Origin of the sequence: Marinobacter algicola DG893 (assembly GCF_000170835.1) — a bacterium.
Taxonomy (GTDB): Bacteria; Pseudomonadota; Gammaproteobacteria; order Pseudomonadales; family Oleiphilaceae; genus Marinobacter; species Marinobacter algicola.
This window is the reverse complement of record NZ_ABCP01000008.1, coordinates 1-24199: the sequence shown is the minus strand read 5'-3', so window position 1 is coordinate 24199 and position 24199 is coordinate 1. Positions and strand designations below refer to the sequence as shown.

The 24199-nt window shown below is 54.7% G+C and carries 20 protein-coding genes; 15 read left to right on the top strand and 5 right to left on the bottom strand.

Annotated elements, in window-relative coordinates; translation table 11 throughout:
- Positions 1–100: 100 nt before the first annotated feature.
- Together MDG893_RS07890 and MDG893_RS07885 are read left to right on the top strand one after the other, a co-directional pair.
- Complete coding sequence (locus MDG893_RS07890; RefSeq protein WP_007153224.1) at positions 101–985, top strand: helix-turn-helix transcriptional regulator; 885 nt, start codon at positions 101–103, stop codon at positions 983–985.
- A 52-nt stretch (positions 986–1037) separates the two neighbouring features.
- Positions 1038–2180 carry a putative sulfate/molybdate transporter gene (locus MDG893_RS07885; RefSeq protein ID WP_007153223.1) on the top strand — a complete coding sequence of 381 codons (1143 nt, stop codon included), beginning with the start codon at positions 1038–1040 and terminating at the stop codon, positions 2178–2180.
- A 55-nt stretch (positions 2181–2235) separates the two neighbouring features.
- On the opposite strand, the gene MDG893_RS07880 is transcribed toward MDG893_RS07885, so the two are convergent.
- Positions 2236–5418, bottom strand: a complete 3183-nt coding sequence (locus MDG893_RS07880) for an ATP-binding response regulator (protein WP_208855178.1) — start codon at positions 5416–5418, stop codon at positions 2236–2238.
- A gap of 1156 nt (positions 5419–6574) precedes the next feature.
- Here MDG893_RS07880 and ppk1 point away from each other — a divergent pair.
- Positions 6575–8719: a polyphosphate kinase 1 gene (gene ppk1 / locus MDG893_RS07875; protein WP_007153221.1), complete on the top strand. Its 2145-nt coding sequence runs from the start codon at positions 6575–6577 to the stop codon at positions 8717–8719.
- Positions 8720–8845: 126 nt separating this feature from the next.
- Here ppk1 and MDG893_RS07870 read toward each other — a convergent pair whose 3' ends face one another.
- Positions 8846–9718, bottom strand: coding sequence for a TauD/TfdA dioxygenase family protein (locus tag MDG893_RS07870; RefSeq protein WP_007153220.1), 873 nt, complete (start codon positions 9716–9718; stop codon positions 8846–8848).
- Between the two features lie 66 nt (positions 9719–9784).
- Entirely contained in the window at positions 9785–10804 is a 1020-nt protein-coding gene (locus tag MDG893_RS07865) for a Bug family tripartite tricarboxylate transporter substrate binding protein (RefSeq protein ID WP_007153219.1), read from the bottom strand.
- Between the two features lie 344 nt (positions 10805–11148).
- On the opposite strand from MDG893_RS07865, the gene MDG893_RS07860 reads away from it, so the two are divergent.
- Genes MDG893_RS07860 through pcaQ form a run of 3 tightly spaced genes read left to right on the top strand, consistent with a single transcriptional unit; the run spans position 11149 to position 13968 of the window.
- Positions 11149–11787 (top strand): cysteine hydrolase family protein, encoded by a 639-nt coding sequence (locus tag MDG893_RS07860; protein WP_007153218.1) that lies wholly within the window; start codon positions 11149–11151, stop codon positions 11785–11787.
- A gap of 25 nt (positions 11788–11812) precedes the next feature.
- Positions 11813–13018, top strand: a complete 1206-nt coding sequence (locus MDG893_RS07855) for an MFS transporter (RefSeq protein ID WP_157132793.1) — start codon at positions 11813–11815, stop codon at positions 13016–13018.
- A gap of 17 nt (positions 13019–13035) precedes the next feature.
- Positions 13036–13968, top strand: coding sequence for a pca operon transcription factor PcaQ (pcaQ, locus tag MDG893_RS07850; RefSeq protein ID WP_007153216.1), 933 nt, complete (start codon positions 13036–13038; stop codon positions 13966–13968).
- Here pcaQ and MDG893_RS07845 read toward each other — a convergent pair.
- Positions 13965–14915, bottom strand: coding sequence for an ABC transporter substrate-binding protein (locus MDG893_RS07845; protein ID WP_007153215.1), 951 nt, complete (start codon positions 14913–14915; stop codon positions 13965–13967). The two genes, pcaQ and MDG893_RS07845, sit on opposite strands and share 4 nt — an antisense overlap.
- Positions 14916–15035: 120 nt before the next feature.
- Entirely contained in the window at positions 15036–15335 is a 300-nt protein-coding gene (locus MDG893_RS07840; RefSeq protein ID WP_007153214.1) for a hypothetical protein, read from the bottom strand.
- Between the two features lie 131 nt (positions 15336–15466).
- Between MDG893_RS07840 and MDG893_RS07835 the strand changes: the two genes are divergently transcribed.
- The 9 genes from MDG893_RS07835 to MDG893_RS07795 all read left to right on the top strand — a co-directional run.
- Positions 15467–16576, top strand: coding sequence for a zinc-dependent alcohol dehydrogenase (locus MDG893_RS07835; RefSeq protein WP_007153213.1), 1110 nt, complete (start codon positions 15467–15469; stop codon positions 16574–16576).
- 14 nt (positions 16577–16590) lie between these two features.
- Positions 16591–17637, top strand: coding sequence for a CobW family GTP-binding protein (locus MDG893_RS07830; protein ID WP_007153212.1), 1047 nt, complete (start codon positions 16591–16593; stop codon positions 17635–17637).
- 35 nt (positions 17638–17672) lie between these two features.
- The gene (locus MDG893_RS07825) at positions 17673–18359 is read left to right on the top strand and encodes a 4-carboxy-4-hydroxy-2-oxoadipate aldolase/oxaloacetate decarboxylase (RefSeq protein WP_007153211.1); all 687 of its coding nucleotides are present in this window, start codon (positions 17673–17675) and stop codon (positions 18357–18359) included.
- Between the two features lie 34 nt (positions 18360–18393).
- A complete protein-coding gene (locus tag MDG893_RS07820; protein WP_007153210.1) occupies positions 18394–19416 on the top strand; it encodes an amidohydrolase family protein in 1023 nt (340 codons plus the stop codon).
- A gap of 32 nt (positions 19417–19448) precedes the next feature.
- Positions 19449–20276: a 3-methyl-2-oxobutanoate hydroxymethyltransferase gene (locus MDG893_RS07815; RefSeq protein ID WP_007153209.1), complete on the top strand. Its 828-nt coding sequence runs from the start codon at positions 19449–19451 to the stop codon at positions 20274–20276.
- A gap of 9 nt (positions 20277–20285) precedes the next feature.
- Positions 20286–21140 (top strand): alpha/beta fold hydrolase, encoded by an 855-nt coding sequence (locus MDG893_RS07810; RefSeq protein WP_007153208.1) that lies wholly within the window; start codon positions 20286–20288, stop codon positions 21138–21140.
- Between the two features lie 540 nt (positions 21141–21680).
- A complete protein-coding gene (locus MDG893_RS07805; RefSeq protein WP_007153207.1) occupies positions 21681–22133 on the top strand; it encodes a cupin domain-containing protein in 453 nt (150 codons plus the stop codon).
- 36 nt (positions 22134–22169) lie between these two features.
- Positions 22170–22760: a cupin domain-containing protein gene (locus tag MDG893_RS07800; protein ID WP_007153206.1), complete on the top strand. Its 591-nt coding sequence runs from the start codon at positions 22170–22172 to the stop codon at positions 22758–22760.
- A 369-nt stretch (positions 22761–23129) separates the two neighbouring features.
- On the top strand, positions 23130–24199 hold a 1070-nt coding region (locus tag MDG893_RS07795), incomplete at its 3' end, for a porin (RefSeq protein WP_007153205.1).

Below are 24199 nucleotides of genomic sequence, written 5' to 3'. Positions count from 1 at the left end.
TATTGAGCATCGTGGAGTTTCTGACTACGCTTTGCACAGCCTGTTGAAAAATATGCAGCTAAAAACAGTTTAGTGCTTTTCCAGGCGGCAGGAGACATTAATGACGCTTCCCGCTTACCTCACCACGGCCGAAGCTGCCGAGTATCTGCGCCTGAAAGAGCGCAAAGTCTATGACCTGGTCAGCCAGGGCGTTATTCCTTGTGTGCGGGTGACTGGAAAGCTGTTGTTTCCACGTCAGCGTATTGATCTGTGGTTGATGAATCATCTGGAGGGCGACGACGCCGTCAGTTCGCCGACCCCGCCAGTCCTGGCAGGCAGCCAGGATCCATTGTTGGAGTGGGCGGTGAAAGAGAGCGGCGCGGAACTGGCGCTGCTGTGTCAGGGGAGTGGTGATGGCGTACAACGGTTAATCGCCGGTCGCGCAATGCTCGCGGGGATGCATATCTGGCACGCTGACAGCCGGGACTACAATGATCCTGTCACATTGGGGCTGAGCGGCATGCGTGACCTGGTGCTGATTCGCTGGGCGAAGCGCCAGCAGGGGCTCCTGTTAGCCGCCGATAACCCTCACCGACTCGCCCGTTTGGAGGATATCACCCGCCCGGGTATACGTCTCGCGCATCGACAGCCTGATGCCGGTGTCAGCCATTTACTGCAGAGCTTGCTTGCTCGGCACCGAATCGATGCCGGAAACCTCACGTGGGCAACACATCCGTCGCTCAGCGAAGACGATCTCGCCTTGGCCATTCGACAGGGCGAATCGGATGTTGGCGTGGGAATCGAAGCGGCGGCGCGGCGCCAGGGGCTCGCTTTTATACCTCTGCAGCAGGAGCATTTTGATCTGGCCATGCGCAGGCGCCACTATTTTGATCCGGCCATGCAGAGGCTGCTGGCGTTTGCCGGTAGCGAGCGCTTTGTCCAGCGCGCCGAAGCGTTGGGCGGTTACGACATCACTGAGTTGGGACATGTCGTCTATAACGCGTGAGAGTTGCCAATAATAACGTTAATAAAAACAGGCCAATGAATCAGGAGCGCGCATGCCCTTGAACCCGAAAGATTCAGTGAAGGAGATCAGCGGGGCGCTGGGTGACATCGGTACCTTGCTGCCACTGAGTCTTGGAGCAATTGGCGTGGCAGGGTTGGCACCGATACCCGTACTGCTGGGGTTTGCCGCGTTCTACATTGCAACGGGGTTGTACTATCGGCTGCCGATACCGGTACAACCCATGAAAGCGGTTGCTGCGTTGTTGCTGACCACCGAGGTGACGTCCCAGAGTCTGGTCGCCAGCGGTGTGCTGATCGGAGCCATACTGTTGCTGCTGGGTGCCACCGGATGGATCAACCGGGTGGCACGTCTTGTGCCCGGCTCGGTATTGAGCGGCCTTCAGTTGGGATTGGGGTTGCTGTTGGCCAGCATGAGCCTGGGGTTGATGGCCACGTCCTTGCCGTCGGGTGTGATCACCCTGGCGGTGTTGGTCATCACCCTCAAGGTGTCGCCGAACTGGCCAGCAGCCCTGATAGGGCTAGGTGTCGCGTTAGCGATCGGCGCGGTACTGGGGGCGCCGGGACTCACGCTGCCTGCAGCAGATTCGTTACCATTCGCACTCCCTCAACTGCCAGGCAAAGACGATTGGCAGCAGGCGATGTCCATGCTGGTGTTCCCTCAACTGGCGCTAACGATCACCAATGCCGTTGTACTGACGGCCCTGGTGGCAGGGGATTACTTCGGCGATCAATCACACCGCGTGACGCCAGCCCGGCTGTCGGTGACGACGGGTTTGGCAAACCTTTTTCTCGTTCCGCTCGGTGCCTTGCCCATGTGTCATGGCGCCGGAGGCGTGGCCGCGCACCACCGTTTCGGTGCCAGGACCGGCATGGCGCCAGTTCTGCTGGGAACCGTTTTGCTCATGGTTGCTTTCCTGCCGGGCGGCTTGTCATTTATTGCCGCCATTCCGGTGGCGGGTCTGGGAGCCTTGTTGTTGGTAACCGCCGTTGAACTTGCTGTGTCCAGGCGTCTCTGGGCCGCCAAACCGTCTTGTTGGCCGGTCATTGCGATAACCGCACTGGTGACCGTCTGGGCTGATCCGTTTTTCGGGCTTTTAGCCGGCGTGGTTTCGGAGCGTGTTCGGGCAGCTTGGGTGCGGGGCAAGATGGAATCCGAAGGCCCCGCGGACGTCTAGGCGTCATGCCTTTGAAAATAACGACCTGCCTCATGCTGCCGAAGGCCATTGAAGCTCATGGCTGGCTTCCATGAATGCGGCTTTCAATAACATTGACGAGTTGTTCCGTTGTCAGGCGGTTTTTCAGCAAAACTGCTCCAACGGTATTGTGCTTTTCTTTACTGACGTCGTCGCCCGACAGTATGACGATTGCCGCATAAGGTTGCTCGTGTTGAATATCCGGGATCAGATCCAATCCTGAGCCGTCCGGCAGGCCAATATCCAGCAATATCGCATCGTAAGCGTGCTGCTTTAACAGAGCTTTGGCGCTGGCAATGGTTCCCGCCCGGTCCATAATCAACCGATCACTGACCATGGCTGATATGACATGGTGCAAATCTGCATCATCTTCTATGTGCAGTATTTTCGCGAGCCCGCCGTCCGATAATTGATGTTGCACCAGATCAATCAGTTTCTGATGTTGGATGGGTTTTGGCAGCCAGGCGATATTGTTCGCCTCGCCATTAAGTTCAAGCTTTCCCTGCTTCACTTTCGCAGACACCACCACGATAGGTATGTTTGCCGTGTCAGCATGCTCCTTCAGCCGTCGGATAATGTCGAGTCCACCGATGTCCGGCAATATCAGGTCCAGGCTGATCAGGTCATAATCACCCTTGTTCACCGCTTCAAGGGCCTCCAAGCCAGTGTGGCAGACTGCCACCTGGTACCCGACCCCTCCCAGCATGATTTTCAGAAGTTCGGCAGCATCCGGATCATCTTCCACGATCAATATTCGGGGTGACGCTTGAGCAGGTTGGCGTGCACCCAGATGAACGGGTATCGGTATCGCTTGGGCTGATCGTACCGCTGGAAGCGTAAAGAAAAAACGAGTCCCTTTTCCTTCGGTCGTTTCAAAGCCAATGGTTCCGCCCATGCGTTTAACGAGTTCACGGGTTATGGCCAACCCCAGGCCAGTGCCGCCTTTCTGGCGCGTGTCGGAGCTGTCGGCCTGAGCAAATTTCTGAAACACCTTATGTTGGAAGTCCTCGGGAATACCGGGCCCCTGATCAACCACACTGACCGTGATGTCGGTATCAGTGCTGGTCGCTTCAATGCTGACGGTACCGCCGTCGGGAGAAAATTTGATGGCATTGGACAATAGGTTGGCCAGCACCTGTTTCAGTCGCTGTACATCGACCTTGACGCTGGTTTGGGTCAGCTTGCGGGTTAACACCAGTTTTAGGTTTTGCTCAGCACAGTAAGTTCTGTTTTCCTCTAGTGATTGCTCAAGTATTGGTATGATTGGCGTCACTTGCATGTCGAAATGAATCTTACCCGCCGCAATTTTATCGGTATCCAGCAAATCGTTAATCAGATGCGCCAGCCGCTCGCTGTTACGTTGTGCGGTATTCAATAATTCCTGTGCCTTTTCGGGTATATCACCTAACCGCCCGCCCAGCACGAGTCCGATGGCGCCGCTTACGGATGTAAGCGGCGTGCGCAATTCATGGCTTACCGTAGAAATAAACTCAGTCTTCATTTGCTCAAGGCGCTTACGCTCGGTGATGTCCTGAGCGATACCCAGAAAACCTGTAATCCTATCAACGTCGTCCCGGATCGGTGTGACCGTCAACATGACCGGAATCTGCTTCCCCAGCTTGTTTACATAGGACCATTCGCGGGTTTCCGAGCCTTCGTGCAGAGGGCGTTGTACGAGCACATCAAAGCCTGAGACTGTCTCGCCGGTTTCCTCGTAAAGCTCTTGGGATCGTTCTTCAATCTCAGAAGAGAGGTGAAACAGGGCCGGGCTATGAGTGCCGACCATCGAGCTTGAACTGTACCCTAGAAGGTTTTCAGCCCCTTTATTGAACAGGGTGATTGTGCCGTCGGTATCGGTTGCGATAATCGCCATCTCTGTGGAAGCTTCCAGTACATTGCTCAACATCGCGGACGTATTGACCAGTTCTCGGGTGCGAGTTTTGACTTCCAGCTCTAGATTGGCCCTTGCGTTATCCAGTTCGGCGAACGTATGGGTAAGCGTATCGCTCATGCTTTTGAGTGAGGCAGACAGACTCGCATACTCATGAACCCTGCTGTCGGGTAGCTCGGATTGCCTTTGATGACGTATTTTGTCGTGCAGGTGCCTGCTGGCCTTGTTGAGTCGCGACAAGGGGAGAGTCAGGACGCGACTCAGAAAAAAGCTGGCCAGGATGCTCAGTAACGTCATTCCCGCCAGAAACGCGAAGCTTTTATTGCGTTGAGTTTCAATGGCTTGTATCAATGGCGCTGCAGGCCTCTCAGCCATTAGCTCGGTACCATCGGGAAGCCCGGTGACAGGAAGCCGATAATGATATTGGCCGGCTTTCCAGCGGCTCACAAGACTGCCTTCGAAATCCGGCAGCCAGATGGCCAGGTTGTCCGCGCCACTTAGTTGCTGCACCTCTCCTGGTGAAAAAGCGTTTACCTTCCCAGCCTGCGCAATGGGTTCACCCTGGCGATTCAGCAGCGCGATACTCGATACGTCATCGCTTTTCGAGTACCGCAATAATTCACTTTTAAGGATTGGCGAGGCATCGGGTTGTCGCTGGAGAGTCTCCTGTGCCTCGTTAAGCACTCGTTTCAATTGCCCGGCCAACACCTGCTCCTGTTCGGTTTTCTCGGCGGAGCTGCTGAGAATGACCGGAGTCGTGCCGGCGATAAGGGTCAGAATCAATAGAGCGTGAAAAAGCAGCTCGTTTAACCGGATATGAGCGGGCAACCAACTGACAGAGCCGTTCTGGAGCCGCCAAACCATCACTTGAACCAGAATCCCTGCGACCAGCGCATTGAACAGGCCGTTCAGGGACTGCTTCAGGGCAATCATGACGGCAGAGGACGTATCTATACCGATCACGCCTATATATAGCAGTGGTACCAGAGTTGGCCCCGCCACAAGCCAGAAAGCGAGGTCTGCCAGCACCAGGTTCTGCATGCCACGCCGATACAGCAGGCTGACGATGATCGCTTCGAGTGTAAACGTCAGCATGGCGTAGGGGTGACCCCAGAGCACCCAGGTATAGGCGCCGCCCGACAGCGCAACCCATAGTGCGGGCCATAGCCCCAGCAATTTCACGGCGACCATGACGGCTACAGAACCAAATATAAAATGCACGCCAAAAAATAGCGGCAAGTTGAGCATGTTGCCCGCAAAGGCCAGTAGGGCCAGAGCGAGCGTGGATATGGCTTTTGATGAAAACGTCATGGTTCTACAGTCTGTCATAGGAAATAGAGATCCTGTTTCTTTGCAGCTAAAACAAACGAGCCACCCATGTGTTGTGGTATCAATATTCGGTCGAGCCAGTCATAGAATAGCTGCTCTAGAAGGAATCGGCAGACTGTTATGTTAGTAATTACGGGCGGAAATGCGACCACAGGTATCGTTTCGGAATTGATTGGTGGACTTTTCCACTCAGGGGTAAGGATGCACAGAATGGACTCGCAACGCGTTGTGCGAGTTGTCGAACGCAGGTTCTCATCAAAGCTAACGATCAAACCGTCGTTCACAAAAAAGCCCCGCACATGGCGAGGCTTCATTGAGCAAGATGGCCCGCCCGTCAGGATTCGAACCTGAGACCTTTGCCTCCGGAGGGCACTGTACTAGGGTGCCTTAATGTGTGGTTAAGCGACCTAATGTGAGGTCGATCAAGCGATTATGTTTAGACTTCGCTCTCCAAGAAAATCCTTTTAATGCCGATGTTTGCACGAATTACCCCTATCTTGGGCACAAAAATGTCCTGTATCTAATGCCCTAAAAATACCAGAATGACCGCTGCTCTCAGCTTCATTTAATTTGGAATAATTACTAAACTGTACTTGTCCTCGCGAAACCGCCCACATACAACATGCCTAACTTTGTCCGGTTCAGAATGTCCTGGAACGGACAATTTGTTCGCAGTCTCGCGACAAGCAGCCATTGCCGATTTTGTTGCCTTGGGTGCCGAAGACCTAACCAGCTAATTTGGGTTTGCATTTCACCAAACGGGCGGAAGACGCAAGCATCTTGACGGAAGCAAAGCGTTGGATATCGCTGCCTTCTAAGGAAATGGTGAGGGCCAGAGTTCCAACGATTTCCACTCGATAGCGACGGCGAGGTCATCGCGAAATGATTCGAGGTCTAGTAGCCGTCACCTACGAGGGGCTATTTCCTTTTACGGTAACACCCCTTTCTGCTAGTTGATGATGCACGTATATAAGGCTGCGGGTTTGCAGATTGACTCCAAAATAATAGCGGTGAGTGCTATGGTAAAACTTCATAGATTTCCTCTCTTGTACTGTTTGTTCGCCCTCCCGCGTAGTGGAAGAGCAGCCGCTAGGGTATGGGGTAAGGGCCAATCAGTATCAAGTCTTTCGCCAGCGATGGGGAGCACACTGGATTCATGACAACAGATACGGCAAAGAATCAGACGGCACGGGATGAGCAGAGTGTGCCTGCACCGGTTGAAACCCACTCGATTGGTGAGGAAGTCAACCTGGATGCCTATGAAAACTACTTCAACCGGGAACTTAGCCAGCTCCAGTTCAATTACCGGGTACTCAAGCAAGCCCTGGACACCACCCATCCGTTGATCAACCGGCTGATCTTCTGCTGCTTCTTCAGCAGCAACATGGATGAGTTCTTCGAGATCCGAGTTGCGGGCCTGCGGCAGCAGATCAAATATGAACGAGAAATCCTAGACTCCGATGGTATGTCTCCAAAACAGGTGTTGGGCGAAATTAGTCGGGTTGCTCAAGAATATATCCGCGAGCAGTACGACATACTCAACAATGTCCTTATTCCCGAGATGGAGCGGGAGAACATTCACTTTGTCCGGCGCCGGGAATGGACGCCGAAACAAGCGGAGTGGGTGCGCACCTATTTTGAAGAAGAAATTCTGCCGGTTGTCAGCCCCATCGGGCTGGATCCCTCGCACCCGTTCCCGCGCCTGGTTAATAAAAGCCTGAACTTCATTGTCGAGCTGGATGGTAAGGACGCCTTTGGGAGGGAAACCGGGATGGCGATTGTACCTGCTCCCCGATCTCTTCCGCGTCTGCTCCGACTGCCTGATGATGTCTGTAGCGGTGGCGACAACCTAGTGTTCTTGTCATCCATGATCCACGCCCATGCCGATGAACTTTTCCCGGGCATGGAAGTGAAAGGCTGCTATCAGTTCCGTCTGACACGAAATGCCGATCTTGAACTTGAAGACGACCTGGAAGACCTGGCTTCGGCCTTGCGCGGTGAGTTGCTGAGCCGTCGGTTTGGTGATGGCGTACGGCTTGAGGTCGCCGACAACTGCCCGGAAAAGTTGGTTCAGTTCCTGCTCAAGGAATTCGGTCTGACCGAGCGTGAACTTTACCAGGTCCATGGGCCGGTCAACCTGACCCGGCTGATGGCTGTCGGTGAACTGGTGGACCGACCGGACCTCACCTATTCTGGATTTTCTCCGTCGATTCCCAGGCAGATCCGTAGCAAGGAATCGATTTTCGATGCCATCCGCAAGAGGCCGATTCTGCTGCTGCATCCCTATGAAAATTTTAGCCCGGTTGTGGACCTGCTGCGTCAGGCGGCGAAGGACCCCCAGGTTCTCGCGATTCGCCAGACGTTTTACCGCACCGGGGCGGAGTCGGAGATTGTTGAGGCGTTGGCGGATGCGGCTCGTCGCGGTAAGGAAGTGACCGCTGTTATAGAGTTAAGGGCGCGGTTCAGTGAGGCCGAGAATCTGGAGCTGGCCAGCCGGCTTCAGGAGGCCGGTGTGATCGTGGTCTATGGTGTGGTCGACCACAAGACTCACTCCAAGATGATCCTGATTGTCCGTCGTGAAGAGGGACGGCTGCGCCGCTATGTGCATCTGGGCACCGGTAACTATCACGCCGGTAGTGCTCGCCTGTATACCGATTACAGCTTCATGACTTGCGACGAGTCCATCGGCGATGATGTTAACAAACTGTTCCAGCAACTTACGGGAATGGGCAAGGCGCTGAAGATCAAGAAGCTCTTCCACTCGCCGTTTACCTTGCATCCGCGTCTGCTGAGCTTGATAGAGCGTGAAGCCAGCTTCGGGGAGAAGGGCCGGATTATCCTGAAGTTCAATGCGTTGACGGAGATTCAGCTAATCAAGGCGCTGTACCGAGCCTCCCACGCCGGGGTGAAAATTGACCTGATTGTCCGTGGCATCTGCTGTCTCCGCCCGGAAGTGCCGGGCCTCTCTGAAAACATTCGGGTAAGATCCATCATCGGTCGTTTCCTTGAGCACACCCGGGTGTACTACTTTGGCAACAATGACCTTCCGGCGGATGTGTATTGCTCGAGCGCCGACGGTATGGAGCGGAATCTGCTCAGCAGAGTAGAAACCGCGTTTCCCCTCGACGATCCGGAACTGGCTTCCCGGGTACGGGAAGATCTGGATGTCTACTTGGCGGATAATTGTCAGTCCTGGGTGCTGCAGCCGGACGGCAGCTATGTCCAGAGTCAGCCCGGAGAAGACGAGGAGCGCTTCGCCTCCCAGTTGGTTTTGTTAGAACGATTGACAGGAAAGACCTGATTCCAGAACCGGAGAACGTGTTTGAGCGGCGGTGGCCGGCGGCTTGCCTGCGATGACTCCACGACGCCGCAGAATCGGCCCATCGTTCAACACAGTGACGTTCAACCCTCCCACGTGCCTTGCATGCTAGGCCTTGTAAAAAGCCCTTTGCCCCACAACCGTGGTTCTGTGCAGCCTGCGAATATCGTCGCGGGCATAGCCGCCTGTAGCGCGGTGCACAATGCAGCGGTTATCCCACAGCACCAGGTCGCCGGTGCGATAGTAGTGACGATAGTGGTATTTACGCGCTTCATCGGTGATGTAGCTGAAAAGCTCGTCGAGTAGCGGTTGCGCCTCCGCGTCGTCCATGTCTTCGATGCCGAGGGTAAATCGGGGCGAAACATACAGTGCCTGGCGACCAGTTTCATCGTGGGTGCGCACTAACGGTTGTCGTACCGTAGGTCGTTCTTGGGCCTGTTTGGCGTAAAATTCCTTGGCCCCTGGGCGATTCTCTGAAATTTTCACTCTCGGATTCAGTGCCTTGGACGCATGATGAATGCCATAGCGTCCACTGATCTTCTGTTTTGTGGCTTCCGGCAGGGCATTGTAAACCGCGTACATGTCGCAGAAATCGGTGGCGCCACCTTTAGAGGGCGTGCGGACAGACATCAGCACGGTTACCTTCACCGGCTCTTCATGGTGAGAGGAGTCCGAATGCCAGAAATCGCCGGCATCGACCACACCCACGGCAGTGCCATCTGGGCGAATTTCGTTGGAGAGAATCAGTACCTTGTCGTGGTCAGGATGTGCGTATTTGACGTTTTCCTGCCATTCCAGTGTGCCGTAACGCTCGGTGAAGGCGACCTGCTCCAGTGGGTTCAAATCCTGATCGCGAATAACCAGCATCTGGTGGTCCAGAAAGGCTTGATAAATGCGTTCAGTGATTTCGCTGGAGGGGTCTTTAAGGTCAACGTCGGTGATTTCCGCACCAAAGTCGTTGGCGAATGGATTGATCTTCATACTGTTTGTTCCTGATAGCCGAAAACTGCCTGCGTCCTGGGGCGCAGGCCTTCGATCAAAGACTGCTCAGCTTGATGTGGCGCGCTTGATAACGTCGATCACATCGGCCGGGTATTGGTAGGCTTCTATCACGATTTCCTGGATTTCTTCACCGCCGACAAAGTCGATATCCAATCCCTGCTTCTCGGCGTCGGCCAGGAAGTCAGCGTCTTTGGTGGTATCTGCCATGGCTTTGCGCAGAATCGCGACACGCTCTTCAGGAACATCGGCAGGTGCGACGAATGGCCGCCCCATGGTCTGACGGGCGAACATCAGGCGAAGAACCTCACGCTGCTTCTGGTTTTCGGCAAAATCTATGACCAGCGGCAGGTCAGGCAGGTCGGGATGCTTGCGCAGAGACATCTGGAAAAGGTTCCTGATGTTGCCTTCGCCGATTGCAGACTGTCGTTGTTCTTTGCCGCTGCTGTATGACCAACTGCAGATACCCTTTACCTCGCCACGTTCCAGCGCCAGGCGAATGTCGTTGCTGCCTGGATAACCGGCAACTACCTCAAATTTGAAGCCGAGAACTTCGTTGAGTACCCGTGGGAAAACATTGGAGTCACCGCCGGAGCCAGTCGCACCTACCAGCAGCTCGGTGTCTCGAAGGTCCTGCCACTTTTGCACCTTGGCATCGGTGGAAGCGACACAGAGACTGGTCTCATTGTTCAGACTGCCAAGCCAACTGGTTTTGGTGGGATCGAAGATGGCTTTGTCGTTACCAAACAGCGGCTCGAAGGCCAGACCCCGTGAAACGGTGCCGAATACGGTGCCGTCTTTCGGTAAGGTGTTGGCCAACTGGTTCATCAGAACCAGGCTACCGGCGCCCGGAACGTTTCTGGTGATCACTTCCGGATTACCAGGAATATGTTTTCCGATATGGCGTGCCAGGGTTCTGGCATAAGTGTCGTAGCCACCGCCAGCGGAATATCCGATCAGCAGTTGGACGGTTTTACCTTCGTAAAAGTTGTGGTCGTCGGCATGCGCCAGCGACATCGCGCCGAAGGTTAGGCAAGCCGCGACCGTAGCGAGTTTTTTTGCGAGCATGTTGGTTCAGACTCCTGAGAGATATAAGGGTTGTTTTAGTTGTTTGCCCACCCCTAAGTCAGACGTAAAGTGGCACCTTATTCAAATGAAAATTTGGATATTTTGAATAACGAAATGGTGCTGATTGCTTGGGCGCGGAAACAGTGGGTTCCCGGTTGTATATATCTAAATCGGTATACTTCTTGCAAATTTTAATTATTTGACATGATCAGGCGTCAACGAAATAGTTTGTGATGATTTCGCAGAAAACGACAAAAACAAAACCCATTTCTCAGCGCGGACGGCTGCTGATTTTTTATATCTCTCTGTCCGCCGACAGGTAATTTTCTAAGGGTATTTTTGATATGACTGCAGATATGCTGGACCCTGAAAAGACTGCAATTCTTTTTTTTGATATGCTTAATGGGCATGTGAAAAAAGAGGATCCCAAAACGATAGAGCGATACCGTCCCGTGGTCGCTGCCGCAGCAGAATTGATGCAGGGCGCCCGGGCTCACAGCGTTATGGTTGCCTATGCCCATGCCAACCATCGGGCGGATAACGCCACCAGCGCGCACCAGATCCGTGATACCAATAATCGCCTGGAACCGATACCGGTTGATCAGCCCCCGGAGTTCAAGCCGATCGTGTCCGGCGGCACATGGGAATCGCAGGTCATTGACGAACTGGGGCCGCGAGACGAGGATTACCTGATCCCGAAGTATCGCTGGAGTGCCTTTTACCAGACTTATCTGGACTTGGCACTGCGGTCGCGAAACATTGACACGTTGATTGTTGCCGGTGGCTCGACGGATGTCGGGGTGGCCAGTACAGCCTTCGCTGGCAGGGACATGGACTATAATCTGGTGTTTGCCAGGGACGCCTGTAGCTCACCGGAGAAGGACAACCACGATCAGTTCATGGAACGGATTTTCCCGCGTATGGGCCGGGTGAGAAGTGTGGCGGAAATCGTTGCCATGCTGGATGCCGGCGCCAATTCCTGATCTGCCAACTCGTGCGGTGGCTGCAATGAGCCACCGACGCGTTGTTCTGTTTGCGCTTGCCACAGGCTGGTTGGCGGCGGCACAGGTGGGGAAGGTGGCGCCTGCTCTATCACTGCTAACCCAGGACTTTAACCTGTCAATGGTCGAAGCCGGTTGGGTTGCTTCTATGATTGCCTGCGTCGCGGCTGCATTGGGTATTTTCTGTGGATTGGCGTCGTCGGTATTGGGCTATGGACGGAGCCTGATGCTGGGGCTTGCTCTGATTGTTCTTGGTTCATTGTTAGCAATGGCGGTGCCCATTGTCGGGTGGCTATTGGTCACTCGATTTCTGGAAGCTCTGGGCTTTGTCACCGTGGTGGTTGCTGCACCGTCCCTCCTGGCAGTTGTACTGGCCGATACGCCGGTCTGGCGTCAGCGTGCATTGGTTGTCTGGGGGACCTACATGCCAGTGGGCATCGCCGCCATGATGATGGTGGCGCCCTTTCTCATGGAAGTGGTGGGTTGGCAGGGTCTCTGGGTTCTGAATGTGCTTATGTGTGGTGTAATGATGCTGATCGCGCTCCGGTGGCGGGCGTTGCTGGCCAGTGTAAGCCCGCGCGGGACTCTCAGTATCAGAGTGCTTGCCGACGGCTTTCGAATGACAGGCCCTTGGCTGATGGGGCTGTCTTTTGGCTGCTATACATCGATCTGGTTTATGCTTGTTACCTGGTTGCCGAGTTTTGCCGTGAGTCACATGGGCTATTCGCAGTCCGCTGCGATTTGGCTGACTGGGGCGGCGGTTGGACTCAATATTGTTGGCAACCTGAGTGCGCAGCTTTTTTACCGTGTCGGTGCACCCCGCTGGTCCGTGTTGGCCTGTGTGCAATTGCTGATTGGCAGTTTCGGATGGGTTGTTTTCTCGTCCGGTTTTACCGACCTGGAACGCTCTGCGGCCGCGATATTGGCCTGTGGGCTCGGAGGAGCCTTGCCGGCCACGGTATTTTCAGCTATTCCTTTCCATGCGAGACGTCCGGAGCAGGTTGCCGTCGGCAACGGTATTGTGATGCAGCTTGGTAGCCTGGGCACCTTTGTCGGGCCGCCGGCCATTGCTCTTGCAGTGGCTCACATGGGTGGCTGGGATTGCGGCCGGTGGTTAATACCGCTGCTGGCGGCCGTGGGTTTCGGAGCCGCCATTGGGTTGCGAGACGTTGAACAACGAATGCTTTGTCGCGACCACACGCCATTGACATAACGACCGGATAAAAAATTATGCTGTATAACCGAATTAAGTTCAGGCATCTGCAATGCTTTCTTGAAGTGGCGCGCCAGCGCAGCGTTGGTCGCGCTGCCGATGCCCTGTCTTTGTCCCAACCGGCGGTGTCCAAGAAGCTCAAAGAGCTAGAGGAAATGCTGGGCGTAAGGTTAATGGAAAGAAGTAAGAACGGTGTCACGCTGACCGGCTTTGGCGAGGTGTTTCTCAAGTATGCCGGTGCTAGCGTCAACGCTCTGCGTGAAGGGGCGGAAAGTATCAGTCAGGCTCAGATGAAGGGCAAAACCAGGCTGTCGATTGGGATTCTGCCTACGGTAGCGGCCAGTATACTGCCCAAGGCGGTCGACCGCTTCCGGACTCTGGGCATGGACGTCACCCTGAAACTGGTGTCTGCGCCCAATAATTTTCTGTTGGGGCAGTTGCGGGTCGGAGATCTGGATCTGGTGGTGGGTCGCCTGGCTGAACCTGCCCATATGTCGGGGTTGTCGTTTCAACATCTGTATTCGGAAAGTATTGTGTTTGCCGTTCGCAAAGGCCATCCGCTGCTCAGTAAAGAGCGGTTGAGCTTTATGGACATACGCGATTACACGGTGCTGTTTCCGGTGGAAGGCTCGATCATTGCCAAAGCCGCTGAAGCGATACTGCTGGCGGAGGGCGTGGGCGAACTGCCAGACGTCATTGAGGTGATTTCAGGCGCTTTCGGCAAGGAGTACGTCCGTCAGACTGACGCCATCTGGATCATTTCCCACGGGGTTGCTGCGCCACAGATTGGTCTGGGTGTAATGGAGGCCTTGCCTCTGGATACCAAAGAGACGCTTGGTCCAGTGGGGCTGACCATTCGCGCGGACACCATCCCGTCACCGGCAATGCAATTGTTCATGCATGCGGTAAGGGATGAGGCAAAGGCGCAAAAACCAGGGTATGACCGCTAACCCGCCAGATTCCAGGTTGCTTTGGCGAATACATCGTTCAAGTGAACGGGTTTGCGGAGAATCTTTTGGCGAGTGGCGTGGTCAATCAGTTCCTCAAGTATTTTTCGGTTTGGTTCGATGCCATATGGCAGGGGGTCGTCAATGACCTCCATCACCTGGGCGTGTAGCCGGTCGATTGCGGTGGGTTTTGCGATGCTGCCGGCCCTGAGTTGCTCAAGATAGAGTCGTTTGGATTCAGCAAATGCATTGAATACGGACTCGGCAACATCTGGATGCTGTTGAAGTACTTCGTTTCTGACCACTACCAGGTGATTGATCGGGTAGTGCCCTGACGCGCGCAGGGCTTCCAGGCCGACTTCTGTGGCATTTGCGATCAGTGGCTGTACGTCAGGATGGTCGGAGCTTACACCGATAGCTGCGGGGATCTCACCGCTGGCCAGCATTCCTTCCATGTTTTTGTCATCCCCCAGTGGAACGACGTTTCCCGGCGCCTGCCAGCTTTGAACGTGTTCGTCGCCAGACAGGACCCAGGTGATTTTATCCAGGTCAACGCCGTACTGGTCCTGAAGGATAGCGCGAGCCCAGACGCCAGTGGTCACTGTGTATCCGCGATTGACTCCCACCTTTTTACCTTCCAGGTCTTTGGGCGATTTTATGCCAGCCTTCACGTTGTGCAGGATCGCGCCATGGTGAAAGCCCCGCACCAGAAAAATGGGTAGCGCGGTGAACTCAACGCCGTGTTCGCGAGCCGTCAGATAAGTCGTCAGCGCCATTTCGCTGACATCGAATTCCAGTGTGCGCACCATGCGTCGAAACGCCTGTGGCAACACGGGAACTTCCTCGAATTCAAACGTAAAACCATCTGGCTTGACGCGGCCATCTTTCAGCGCGGCATTGTTGCCCTGTGTGCGTGTGACCGTTTTCAGTGGATGCGACTTGTTGTTCATGATGATCTTCCTGGTTCTTGTTTTGACTGCTTTGAAAAATGGAAACGACGGTTTATCTTGGCTGAGTTTACACCAATCATAAGGCAAAACGGAACGCTGTTCCGTATTTCAGGGTGCGCGCTAGCAGCAGTCGCAACCCAGGTCGTCTTCATCAAGCAGCGATGGCAAAAGCCAACTGACCGGCAAATCGTCCTCGACGACTTCAGCAACGGGCTTGAAAACCTTGAATCGATAGCGGGTTTCCGGATCCGTCCAGAATGCGATAACGGTCTCTACTGGCGGGCATCCGGGGACCTGGCAGTTGACTTCAGCGACCATCACGGTGGCTTGGTCGGAGAGGTTGAACCTTGCTTTCGTCCAGTCGCCGACCTGCGCAATGGCGCTGCGCTCACGTGCTGATTTTCTGAACGACTGAAACATGCGAATGGCTCCTTGGTGCGTTAATACAGTTCTATCATAACGTTCCTGTATACGGAACATTGTTTTGCAAGAATAAAGATCGCTTGGTATGCTACCCCAATCGCCTTTGCTGAAATAAACGGAGAACCATAATGACAAATAAAGTACGGGCCGCTGTCCGCACTGCTGCGAACAAGACCGAAATTCGTGAATACCCGATGCCGGACGTGCCGGAAGACGCGGCTCTTATGAAGGTGGAGGTCGCGGGCATCTGCGGCACCGACGTTAAACTTTATGGCAAGCCGCCGTCCGACGATGCCGTCATTATGGGCCATGAAAACATTGGGTATATCACCAATGCTGGAAGCCAGTTTATGGCGCGTAAGGGCGTGAAAGAGGGTGACCTGGTGTTTGTTGAGCATTACGTGCCCTGCTTCCAGTGTGAATGGTGTCATGCGGGCGAATACCGACTATGCCCGGCTACTGACTGGCGCGGCAACCCCGATGCCATCCGCTACGGCTATACCTCAGCCGAGCGTGCGCCGTACTTGTGGGGTGGTTTTGCCGAATACATGTACTTGCCCTGGAATGCGGTCATTCACAAGGTGCCGGACGGTGTATCACCGGAACTTGCCGGCATTGTCACGCCCATGGCCAACGGCATTCAGTGGGCACTGTTTGACTGTGAGGTGGGGTACAACTCCAGCGTTCTGATCCAGGGGCCGGGGCAGCAGGGGCTATCGCAGGTGGTTGCCTGTAAGCAGGCCGGTGCTTCACTGATTATCATCACCGGAACATCACGGGACAAAGCGCGTCTGGAAACCGCGCTGAAACTCGGTGCCGATTACACCATCGTAGTCGATGAGGAAGACCCGCTCGCGCGCATCAAGGAAATCACCAACGATAAAGGCGTTGATGTGGCGCTGGACTGCACCGCGGGTGCTGGCACCATCCCGGTCATGCTGGGTATCGAAGCGCTGAAGCGGAAGGGTGGCACCTTACTGATTCAAGGTGAGATGGCTGACTTCCCGAACTTCCCATTGGGCAAGGTGGCTACCAAGTACATCACCATCAAGTCGGCCCGGGGCCATAACTATCGCTCTTGCGAGTTGGCACTGGAACAACTGGCGTCTGACCGCTTTCCGCTGCACTTGCTCACAACCCACCGTTTCGGGCTGGAGGATACGGACAAAGCGATCAACGCCGTTGCGGGCAAGGGCGAGGAAGGCGTCGTTCACGTTTCACTGATGCCCTGGAAGTGAGCGCAGAAGGGCCGATGTACAGTGAGCGTATCCCGGTGACTTTGCTCACCGGTTTTCTGGGGGCAGGCAAGACCACCTTGCTGAATCGCATCCTGACCGGTGATCACGGCAAGCGTTACGCCGTGATCGTCAATGAGTTTGGCGAGGTCGGTATCGATATCGACCTTGTACTCTCCTCAGACGAAGAGCTGTTCGAAATGAACAACGGCTGCGTCTGCTGCACCGTCAGGGGAGACCTCATCCGAACTCTGTATTCCCTGCTTGAACGCTCGGAGCAGTTTGACGCGATTATTATTGAAACGACTGGCCTGGCAGACCCGGGCCCAGTCGCTCAGACCTTCTTTGTCGATACCAATCTACAGGATCGTCTGGCCCTGGACAGCATTACCACGGTTGTCGACGCCAAGCATATACAGCCTACCTTGAAGCAGAGTTTTGAAGCGGAAGAGCAACTCGCCTTTGCTGACCAGATCGTTCTTAACAAGGTCAGTCTGGTGTCCGCCCAGGAACTGGTAAGCATTGAGCAAGCGTTGCGAGCCATCAATCCGTTTGCCCCGATCTATCGCGCCGACCGGGCCGATGTGCCGCTCGAGAATCTGCTTGGCAAAGGTAGCTTCGACCTGGAGCGGATCACCCGGCTTGAATCGGGGTTTCTGAACCCCGGTCATGGTGAGCCGGGTCATGTGCACGACGAGCACTGCGCGCACGGTGCGCACGGCGAGAGTCACGACGGTCACGATGGCCACGACCATACCCACGATTCGTCGGTGACCAGCCTGGTGATCGAAAGCGATCGCCCCATGGACGCCCAGCGATTGTCCGACTGGCTGAATGATTACCTGGCGGAGAACGGCCAGGACATCCTGCGAGCAAAGGGTATTGTGAACGCCGCCGGAGATGATCGCCGACTGGTTTTCCAGGCGGTGCACATGATGGTCGAGGGTGACTTTCAGCGTCCCTGGGCTCCGGACGAGGAGCGAAGAAGTCAGATGGTGTTCATTGGGCGAAACCTCAATCACGCCGAATTGCGCGCTGGCCTGTTGGGCTGCGCCGAGGATTAGTTGAGTCAGATCGACGAGCCATTGGAGAAAATACTGTGAAGAACGTAGTGATTCAGAACATCGACCGGGCCGAAGAAGCGCCTGCCTTTGCCGAATACGGCGTAGCAACGGTCCATGAAGCCCAGGGTCGCAAAGGGCTTCTCGCACCTTACATGAATCCGATCTATTCCGGCGCGCACATCTCCGGCCCCGCGGTCACGGTTTCGGTTGCTCCCTGCGACAACTGGATGATCCACGTTGCCGCCGAGCAATGCCAGCCGGGAGACATCATGGTCGTTGCGCCAACGTCCTACTCCGATGCGGGTTATTTTGGTGACCTGCTTGCCACACTTCTGCAAGTGCGGGGGGTGAAAGGCCTGATTCTGGACGGTGGCTGCCGCGATATCGCCGACCTGAAGAAAATGGGTTTCCCGGTCTGGTCAAAATGTATTTCGGCGCAGGGCACCGTAAAAGAAACCCTGGGCAGCGTGAATATTCCGGTGGTCTGTGGCGGACAGCTGATCAACCCGGGTGATGTCATTGTTGCCGACGATGACGGAGTGGTGGTCGTCGCCCGGGCGGAAGCATCGGAGGTGCTTGCCAGATCCAAAGCGCGGGAAGAAAAAGAGGCCGAGATACGCCGTCGATACGCCGCGGGCGAATTGGGTCTGGACATGAACAACATGCGCCCGAGGTTAAAAGAAGAAGGCTTGGTTTACCTTGATCGCGCACCGAAAGATTGACGGGGATTCCCCGACCGAGAAGAGGACACACTGAATGATCATCGATTGCCACGGCCATTACACAACAGCGCCCCAGCAGCTTCAGGATTATCGCGACGCTCAAATTGCCCATTTCAAGGATCCGTCGAATCCAAAGCCCGATCTGGCGCATATTTCGGATGATGAAATCCGCGAGTCCATCGAGAACAACCAGTTGAAAGCGCTGCGTGAGCGTGGCGCCGACATGACCATTTTTTCCCCCAAAGCGTCGGCCATGGCCCATCACGTGGGCGATGAAGACGTGTCCAAGGTATGGACACGAATCAATAACGATCTTATTCATCGTGTTACCTCGCTGTTCCCAGACAATTTTATTGGGGTATGCCAGTTACCGCAGTCGGTCAATGTGCCAATCAAGAACTCCATCGAAGAACTTGAACGCTGCGTGCTGGAACTGGGGATGGTGGGCTGTAACCTGAACCCGGACCCGTCAGGCGGCCACTGGAGTGGCCCGCCTTTGACCGATAAGGCCTGGTACCCGTTCTTTGAAAAGCTGGTGGAGCTGGACGTTCCGGCCATGATTCACGTGTCTGGGTCCTGCAACCCCAACTTTCACGCCACGGGTGCCCATTACCTGAATGCCGACACCACCGCATTCATGCAATTTCTCCAGGGCGACCTGTTCAAGGACTTCCCGGATTTGCGCCTGATTATTCCCCATGGCGGCGGCGCGGTGCCTTACCATTGGGGCCGATACCGGGGGCTGGCGGATATGTTGAATCGTCCGCCGCTGACCGAGCACATCATGCGCAATGTGTTTTTTGACACCTGTGTGTATCACAAGCCGGGTATTGAACTGCTGTTCAAGGTCATTGACGTCGACAACATTCTGTTTGCCTCTGAGATGTTCGGTGCGGTGAAAGGCATTGACCCGGAAACAGGGCACTATTTTGACGACACCAAGCGCTATATCGATGCGCTGGATTTGTCCGATGCAGACTGGAAAAAGGTCTTTGAAGGCAACGTTCGCCGGGTGTATCCGCGATTGGACGCTGCCCTGAAAGCGAAGGGCCTGTAACCCCCACCAGACACGATTTCAGAGGAACTGATATGAGCGATAAAGTGACCATCCCGATGCTTCAGCAAAAGAAGAAAGCGGGAGAAAAGATAGTGGGTATCGTGGCCTGGGATTACCAGATGGCCAAAATCGTGGACCGGGTGGGCGTGGATATTCTGTCTGTCGGTGACACCGTGGGCATTAACCTCTGGGGCCAGCCCAATCCACTGGAGGTGACGATGGATCAGATGGTGACCGTGGCTCAGGCGGTTCGCCGTGGCACCAAACGGGCGCTGGTCAGTGTCGATTTCCCCTATGGACCTCTGCAGGAGGGAGTTGATGCCGCAGTGCGGGCTGCGATTCGCCTGGTTAAAGAGGCGGGCGTGGACATGATCAAGCTGGATGGCGCCGCCGATTTTCCAGAAGCGGTAACCGCCCTGACCCGCGCCGGTATTCCGGTTTGGGCGCAGTTCGGCATTACCCCTCAGACCGCATTGCAGTACGGAATGGAGTATTCCGCAATGTCGAAGGCCGGTGCCCAGGTGCCCGAAGCCATGAAAGAGCGCCTGGTCGAAGAAGCCAGAATGCTTGAGAAGGCGGGCGCTGTATTGCTTGATTTTACCAACTCTGGCCCGGTTGTGGGACCGGCCGCAACCGATGCCGTGGATATTCCGGTGATTGGTGGATTTGGCGGAGGGCCCTGGCTTGATGGGCGTGTGCGCATGGGCCATGCCGCGATTGGATACTCCGCCAAACACCTGGATGATGACATTGAGACCTACGCAAACGTAGCGCAGATAACCTATGACGCCATTTCCGCTTTCAGCGAGGACGTTAAGGCCGCTCGACAAATTAAAGGTGCACCACCGGTTAACAAATAGGGGTTCGATATGCCTTCTGTTGTGATTGATGGAATAAAGACAGAGTACGATGTGATTGGTAGCGGTCCGCCGTTGTTGATGTTTGCGCCCGGCGGCTTCGATGCCTCGATGGACAAATGGTCAAATTTGGGCGTCTACGCCAAAATCAAACTGCTCGATCATTTGCCAGCCAGCTATAGCTGTATAATTTTTGACCGACGTGAAACCGGAAAATCCGGTGGGCGCGTTCAGCGAATTACCTGGGCCGATTATGTAGCCCAGGGCAAAGGGCTGCTGGACCATCTTGGCTATAAAGCGGCGCACCTGATGGGTGGCTGCATGGGCTGCTGCCCTGTGGCGGCTTTCGCAACGATGCACCCGGAGATGGTTTTGAGCATGGTGCAGTACTGGCCTGTAGGCGGCGCTGGTTTCCGGATGAACGCCAGTCGACGGTTCTCGATTCATCTGGCCTATGTGGAAGAGCACGGCCTGGACGGTGTGGTCAAGCTGGCCCGCACGACCACTGACGGCTTTGGCAAGGACCCCAGGATAGGGCCCTGGGGGCCGGTGATCCGCCGTGACGACGACTTTGCAGACCACTACGCCAAGCATGACCTTGCCAACTACAAGCTGGTCATTGCCGGCCTGGCTCGCACTCTGGTTGATCGCGATACGGCTCCAGGGGCTGAGCCCGAAGATCTGATGCAACTGAATATCCCAACACTGATCATTCCCGGCCGGGATGCGGCGCATTCAATGTCTGCTGCCCGATACCTGGAAGAGTGCTGTAGCGGTGCTGAATATTGGGATGTTTTACCGGATCAGCAAACGGAGGAAACCGCTCCCGCCCGTATTCTTGAGTTCCTGGGTAAGGTGCCTGCATAGACGGTCAGGGCACGACCAAGCCTTGCCAGCGCAAAAATAACAGGGTGCAGCGTTCTTAGCTGCGCCCACCTTCTCTGTGCCCTTCCACAAGACCCTTTTTTACTGATTTTGACGCGATCAGCAAGCGTTCCTGTCTGCTCGTTATTGCATTCCGTTTTCGGAATAGGAAAACAACAAATCGTCAATTTACATGCCGAAGCTCGTATCCGATATTGAGATTAAGACTTCATAACGACTTTTGGCCGATGGCAGAAGGATCAAATGATTCAGCGGCCGAAGTTGTTCTGAAATGGTTGTTGAGCAGGTTGCTTTTTAACCAAACTAATGGGTCGCTAGACCTTGTTCTGTTATGTGGAACGTTGTACCGTTAGATGTAGCGTGCTTTATTTTCCGTTGCTGACGGCGCGCCCAAACCGAGTAGAGACGAAGGAGTAAGTGATGAGCGATACAAGCACAGAACAAAAACAAGAGGTCTCCTGGGAGAGATGGACAAAGAAGAGAACTTTTGTCCGCGCACTTGAAGGTACATACGGAGAGCTGATGTCAGAGCTGTTCAATCAGCCGCGCATCTATCCAACTCAGGATCTGAAGTGGAAAGGTGGGCCCCAGAACTTTGGCAAAAAAGTCATTAATCCGCAGGCCGCCAAAATTGCTCAGTCGATTGAAACCCACGTGGACGCCTTCGCGCCCGGTGGCCATGGCCAGCGTCACGGACACATGAACAGCGCGGTGTTTTTCGTTCTGAAGGGTAAGGGTCACGACGTTCACGACGGTCGCCGGATCGACTGGGAAGCGGGCGATGCGTTGATTGTGGAAAATGGCTGCGTACACCAGCACTTCTCTGATGACACCGAAAACGAGTCCATCTGCCTGATCATGAAAGCCAAGCCGCTGTTCCTGTTCATGCATTTGATTTTCCAGGAAGTGGTTGAGTTTCCGCCGAAAGAGCCGGTGCCAGGGCAGGAAGACTACACCCCGCCAGCGTCACTTTAAGCCTGGATCCACTCGTCAATATTGTGAGGAAGTGTAATGAGTACAGATACCCCTTTCGTTTCTGATATCGAGCGCCAGCGCGCCCGTTCAGACATCAGCGCAGACTTCTACGCCAAGGCCCTTGAGGCATCCAAAGAATTCCGGCGGGAGTACCAGGAACGCAAAAACGTTGTAAAGCACAGTGAAATGCCGATGGAGCGTTCCGCCGACGGCCTCATCAAGCACATCATTAATGAGGGCATGAACACCAAAGAATGTGCCATCGACATTTACATGCAGTTTATAGCCGCCAATAAAGCGACCGGAACCAGCCGTCACCTGTCGGAGGAGGTTGCGTTTGTGATTGAAGGCAAGGGTTATGACCTGCACTACGACGTCAAGTTTCGCTGTGAAGAAGCGTTCGTCTGGGAATGGGAAACCGAGCCCAAGAAGTTTGAATGGGGCCCTGGTGATTTCATTTATATCCCACCTTACTGCGCCCACAAACGTTTCAATTCTGACCCTGAAAACGAAGCTCGGGTAGTGGTCATCAACAGCCGAATGATGAAGGCGATCGGCTTCGACTGGTTCGATCAGCTCGAGCCGGCTGAAGGTTTCGAAGATCTTTGGGTGCCACCGGAGGACTGAACCACTGGAAAGCTGAAAGAGTAGCGCAGTGTAAACAGGGGTTGGTTCGGCTACGCCGACCGCCCCGGCCACAACAGCAAGCTTTTATAACTATAAAAATAAGGCAGTCATCATGCTGAAGTCTTCAGAAATGGTTCTGCCTGCCACAACAGTAGTCTTGCTGCCAACGTCTTTTCAGGCAGCCAGTGTCAGATTTTCTGTAAGCGTAACCAAAACGCCTAACGCTGTTTACTCGCTGCCAGATGGCGCGTGAATAGTTGGGGTTTGTCCGAGTTTTGCGATTGAAGAGTGCTGTGTTGGTCGCAATGAGAATGAGCAATTCAATGCTCAAGTAATGAAGCTAATTAAAACAAAAGAAGGGGCTTTAACATGAAATCGATAAAAATGACTCCAATCGCGCTGGCTGTGATGGTGGCGTCTGCGCCAGCAGCTCATGCACTTGATCTTTACGAAATAAAAGACGGCAAAGAAGTGGCCATCGATACAGGCGTGGAAAACTTCAAACTCTACACCCACACCGCTATCGAAATTGAAAAGGAGTTCTACCGCGAGGACCCATCCGACGGTGCTGACAACACAGATGAGTGGGATAACGAAGTTGAGTTCGGTATTGGGGCAGAACTGGGTGATCACTGGTCCGGCTATTTCGAAATGGAGTTGGACACTTTGCAGGATGAAAGTAGCCGCCGGGTTCGTGATGGCCGTAGCGGTGATCTCGAGGTCCGTTCAGCCTACGTTGACTACAAAGCTGATAGTTCACGTGCTCGCGTCGGTGTGTATCGCCCGGATCTGGAGGGTAAGACCCGGCTTTTCTACCGCGAGGATTCTGTCATGGCGCGGCTCATGCACGACTTTGGTGGCTTCAACGCTGAAGTGGGCACGCTCACCCTGGATGAAAACGACGATTCATTTGACGACGACCGCCAGCTTACCTGGGTAACCGGTTCCATGAACGATTTTTATGTAACCACGGCCCTGGCCCAGCAAGATGCAGGTGGCGCGACCACCACAGATCTCGCCGACGGTGACGATTTTGGCGATCTCTATAACGTGTCCGCTGGCTGGAAAGGCAAGTTGGGTGGCGTAAAAGCCCAATTCGAGTTCAACCAGCAGTTTGGTGAAGCGGTCACGGGTGAAAAATATAAAGGTCAGGCTTTGTATGCCGAGGTGTCTACCAAGGTGGCGAATCACGAGCCGCACCTGCTTGTTGCCTGGGGCTCGGGTGACGATGACCCCGCTGACAACGATGTGGGCGAATTCCAGGAACTCGCAGGCGATTTCCGCGCCACCAAGATGATGCTGGATGAAGGCTTCATTGAAAACATCACCACCTCCGGTGTTGGCGGTGTTGGTGACGGTCGTCGCGGCATCGGTAACGTTACTCTGGTTCAGGCCGGCAGTACGTTCATGATGAATCCGATCTGGGAAGTGGCTGCTAC